This window comes from Paenibacillus elgii NBRC 100335 (assembly GCF_004000865.1).
Taxonomy (GTDB): Bacteria; Bacillota; Bacilli; order Paenibacillales; family NBRC-103111; genus Paenibacillus_G; species Paenibacillus_G elgii.
Genome location: NZ_BIMB01000111.1, coordinates 1 through 4,669, shown reverse-complemented (window position 1 = coordinate 4,669; position 4,669 = coordinate 1). Strand labels below are relative to the sequence as shown.

At 41.3% G+C, this 4,669-nt stretch carries 5 protein-coding genes; 3 read left to right on the top strand and 2 right to left on the bottom strand.

The features are described 5' to 3' along the window. From PEL01S_RS33920 to PEL01S_RS33910, 3 genes are all read left to right on the top strand, one after another. A partial coding sequence (locus PEL01S_RS33920; protein WP_127463337.1) for an IS110 family RNA-guided transposase occupies nt 1–1,117 on the top strand: 1,117 nt, incomplete at its 5' end. Between the two features lie 110 nt (nt 1,118–1,227). Continuing rightward, the gene (locus PEL01S_RS33915; RefSeq protein WP_127463335.1) at nt 1,228–1,926 is read left to right on the top strand and encodes an RHS repeat-associated core domain-containing protein; all 699 of its coding nucleotides are present in this window, start codon (nt 1,228–1,230) and stop codon (nt 1,924–1,926) included. A gap of 30 nt (nt 1,927–1,956) precedes the next feature. Continuing rightward, complete coding sequence (locus PEL01S_RS33910; RefSeq protein WP_127463334.1) at nt 1,957–2,715, top strand: barstar family protein; 759 nt, start codon at nt 1,957–1,959, stop codon at nt 2,713–2,715. 234 nt (nt 2,716–2,949) lie between these two features. Here PEL01S_RS33910 and PEL01S_RS35510 read toward each other — a convergent pair whose 3' ends face one another. After that, nucleotides 2,950–3,627 carry an IS3 family transposase gene (locus PEL01S_RS35510; protein ID WP_239551563.1) on the bottom strand — a complete coding sequence of 226 codons (678 nt, stop codon included), beginning with the start codon at nt 3,625–3,627 and terminating at the stop codon, nt 2,950–2,952. Next, nucleotides 3,621–3,935 carry a hypothetical protein gene (locus PEL01S_RS35505; RefSeq protein ID WP_239551562.1) on the bottom strand — a complete coding sequence of 105 codons (315 nt, stop codon included), beginning with the start codon at nt 3,933–3,935 and terminating at the stop codon, nt 3,621–3,623. Before PEL01S_RS35505 ends, PEL01S_RS35510 begins: the two co-directional genes overlap by 7 nt. Between the last annotated feature and the right edge of the window lie 734 nt (nt 3,936–4,669).

Genomic DNA, 4,669 nt, shown 5'->3' with positions numbered 1-4,669 from the left:
TTCTGCCTTTCCTTTACTGGAAAAGGAAGTAAAAAAGCATACGAAAAAAGGACTATCCGTTGTTTACGGGCTAGAAGATGTCGGAGGTTTTGGCAGAGCATTGGCGGTTTATTTGACGGAGAATAAATGTTGGGTGAAAGAGGTCAATCCGAAGCTTTCCACGGCTAGGCGTAAAAGCCATATTACGGTTCAAAAGTCAGACAGTTGGGATGCCGAATGTGTAGCAAGAGTGTTGAAAGATGAATTGCTTCAATTGCCGGATGCCAGACCGATTGATTTATATTGGGCCATAAGCCAGCTTGTCACACGAAGAAAAGGAGTTGTAAAAGTCCTTTCGGGCTGCATCAAAAATTTGCATCAGCAATTAGGCTATCATCATCCGAGTTATAAAAAATTCTTTTCCGAAATTGACGGCAAAACGGCCTTGTGCTTTTGGGAGGCGTATCCTTCTCCAAGACATCTGAAGGACATGGAAACAGGGACATTAGCCGAATTTCTAAGAAGTCATAGCAACAATGGATTATCCCATAAGAAAGCAGCACAAATTTTGTTCCTTATTGAAGCGGACGGGGATACATATCGAGATTTTCAGGACAAACGTGATTTCATTGTGCAAAGCCTTGTCCGAAGCATACGTTTTAATCAGCAAGAGTTAGCCCAGATTGAAGAAGAAATTGGAGGGTTGATTAAGCAGTTAGGCTTACAGTTGGAAACAATGACAGGCATTGATGTCGTTACAGCGGCAGAACTGGTGGCTGAGATTGGTGACATACACCGATTCGCTACGCCTGATAAATTGGCAAGATTCGCGGGAATTGCACCGATTATTTGCGGTTCAGGGAACAAGGTCAGAAACTACAAGAGCAAGCAGGGGAACAGGGAGCTTCACGACATCATCAAGAACCTTGCTATCCGCCAAATTGCCGTAACTCGCAACAAGAAAGAGCCGCGTAATCCTTACTTTCATGCTTACTACGAGCAGAAGCTGACAGCAGGAAAGACGAAGCAACAAGCCATTGTGTGCATTATGCGTAAACTGGTCAACGTGGTCCATTATCTGATGAGAACCAAGGCAGCATACATAATTCCAGAAGTATCCATAAAACAAGCAGGATGATATAATGATAGTTGGGCGGCAATTGGAAAACAGTTGTTGCCCTTTTGCTTGGGAAGAGCCGCTTTATCAACTAGGATACGTATGAAGGGGATATTGCGAATCCGTTATCGTTGAATTTGTATACGTATGTGGAGAATAACCCTTTAAAGTTTAATGATCCCACAGGTCATATTAAAAATAGTACATATTTTGAAATCGATTTAATGATTTCAGAATCAATGTCTCTGAGGAAAGACTCAAAAGAATATTTGACAAATCGGAGTCAACTCGGTACGACCTTTCAACCAGTGTTCAATGATGCAAATAATAATCGGTTTAACTATTTGTTCGGTCTGTTAACACAGACCAGTTCATACGAAAACAGCATTGGTAATGCAGAGTGGGCAAGAAGCGAACTATTAAATGCACTTGATAAGTACACTGATTTCAAGTGGGAGATTGGAGTATCAGCCGAAGAGACACTTGCTGCTGCTGCTGCTGTAACTCCATCTCGAAAAAATGCGCCACTCCCTCAACTTTCAGGCCAGCATTATATACCAAAATCAATTGTTTATCAGTATGACGAAATAACTTTAGGAAGAGGGACACCACGGTTGGATAGAAACGGGAACCATACGGTATTTCAAGCAAATGAATTACAGGGTATCTCAGGACCAAGGAACATATGGACAGGTTCACTTGAATATGATGTTCCAGGCACAAATCATAGAATTTTAAAGAGACCCGATGGGAAATTGGGTTATGTTGAAGGACATGATTATTTAAACCCTAAGTTATTTCCTAAACCTTGGTTTCCAGATGGTGGTTAATCTAGGGAAATAGTTTTTTGGAGGAGTGTTATGCATAAATATTTAATTGTGGATGATGAAAGTGATATTATCGTTGGATATTGCAAGGATATTATTGGACTTTCAGAAAATAAAGCTCACAATTTCTATGATATAACTTTAGTGGGCTTGAGGTTAACTGAAGCATTTATCAAGTATTGTACTGCTTCAAAGTGCAGAATATCAGGAATCCACATAAGTATGCTGGAGCAAAACGGAAAAATAATAGGCTCATATTTTTTTGTGACAGAAAAACAGATTTCTTTTCATAAGGATGTCAACTTTCAGGAGGAGACCAATCTCAATTTATCCGGTGCTTTTTCGTCCGCGCCTTCTTTTGAAGCGTTGGGAATTTGGGATAAATGGATGATTTCCAAACCAGTAGTAATTAATACATGGGCAAGTTTATCCAAGAAGCAAAGGTCAGGGTGGTTAGAAGTTGTTCGCATACATTCTAACTTTAACAAAAATAATACGGCTGAAAATAAACATTATTACTTGGATATGACTTATGTAGTAGACAGTATTTCTTTTTTTTGTGCCCTAGGAGAAGCAATGAACGGACCTGGTGGTTACTATGGTTTCAATTTAGATAGTGTTGAGGATTGTTTTTGTGGAGGTTTTGGGGCTGTGCCACCCTTTTATCTTCACTTTAATAATGGGAACCTTAATGAATTAATAGATCAAGATAAAATTGCGAAAACTGATCAAGCAAAATTACAACAACTCAAAGATTTACTTATTTCGAATCAAGTAACATTGATTTTTTAATTAAACAGTTAGCAAAAGACGAAACCACATACGATGGTTTGCGTTAAGGTTTCCATTTTTGCCGCGAGGAAGTAGATCATATACCACAATGCAATTAATCCTTGAACTGTAACCTCATTTATGGACAGAGTTGAAAAACGGTATTGAAGCCTTAAGCAGCTAGGAGATGACTTCTGAATTCATCAGGAGTCATCTTTTTTAGTGTCCACTGATAGCGTTCTGAATTGTAGTGGATCACATACAATTGACCCGTAGCCGCAGCTCTTTAAGAGATTTACAGTCCTTGTAGTCGAGCTCGTCCTTCATATGACCAAAGAACGTCTCCATGGACGCATTATCCCAGCAGTTCCCTTTACGAGACATCGACTGCTTAAACCCAGCTTCGGCGATGAGGAGGCGGGTTTTCGGGTGCGTATAGTACACACCCTGGTCAGAATGGAAGATGGCATCTGGATGAATATTTCCATCCAATCGTTTGAGTAGGCGAGCCATTGTCCGTTCAACTAAGGATAGCTCCAACGTTGAAGATAGATAGTGTGCCAGAATCTGCTTCGTAGCACCGTCTTTCACACAAGAAAGATATGCCCACTGATCGTTACCATAGCGCATGTATGTGATGTCTGTAAGGAGGACCTTCTCTGGTTCTCCTTGATCAAACTGACGTTCCAGGAGATTAGGACATGTACGATGTTCTTGCGTCGCTTTAGCCATTTTGCGATAGGGATTGGTTTGACGGATCGTAGCTACTAACCCAAACTTGCGCATGATACGACGAATCTTTTTATGATTCATGACAATGCCATTCAATTTCTCCAGCCTCATTTTGATAACCAATGCGCCTGCTTTCCTGTTCAACGCTTCAAAATGCTCCCTAATAAGCTGAAAGTCATATTGATCGGCTGTCTCTAACAGTTGACGCGACTCCTCAGCGCTACACCAACGGTAATAGCCGTTGCACTTACTTCGGCAATCTGACAGAGGTAACGTGTTAAACGTCGTAAATCATGCTTACGAATCGTTTGATGAATGAGCTGAAAGCGCTCGGAAGGCGTCAACTCCTTACTTTTTCGCCTTTCGAGCGCTTCTAGCTTTTTTAATAGCTCGTTCTCCGCTTCGAGGAGTTTAATCCGAGCTTCTGCTTGTTGCAGCTTCTCTTCTACTGATGATTCCGCTTTTGATCGTCTACCCGTACTTCCAAGGCCTCGGCGCTCTTCTAACAAGCCAGCCTCACCGTACTTAGCGTAGGTCTCTCTCCAGCGATAAAGGCTTTCTGTAGGTGTTCTCTGGCCAACGAGTTCGATACTAAATCTGCTTTCAAAAAAATCTCCATCGGTGGCTCTCCCGCTTGGTTAGCCTGCACCGCTGCGAGCTTAAAAGCTGGAGCATAAGAGATGTTCCTCCCCGATACGCGGCTTACGTTCGGATTGGACTCCAACAGCCTGATCTCTACTTCAGTAAATCCTGTTCTGATTTTCCTCATGATGTTCATTCCCCGTGTTTTCTCGATAGTATGATTAAAACACAAAAACCCGTAAGAGATCACTTTTTTCAAGTGTCCATCTTACGGGTTACAGTTCACAGCTATTGCTTCCATGAAGGATTATACTCCGTAGGACGTTGGCGTCGTACTTATCCCATCTTACATGGTTTTTCTTCGGCCTGCCGCATCATAAGTATACGTAATTGTTTCTTATGGACTTATCGACTTTCACAACCAATTACGGTTGTCGCTGATTTGCTGTGTCGTGACACTAATATGATCAGGTACTGTTTTTTTGGAAGTGAATCTTGTGCCTCTTGAGTAGAAATGATAGGGTTCGTTTTCTCATAGCTCCTAAAAGTCTTGCTTTTATTCTCGTCTTGACTTTCGAGACTGTGAAACCTAATCTTTTACTTTGTTATATGAAAATTATTTTGATGACGCCTGAAACTCTACCAACTGGAAGTAATACCC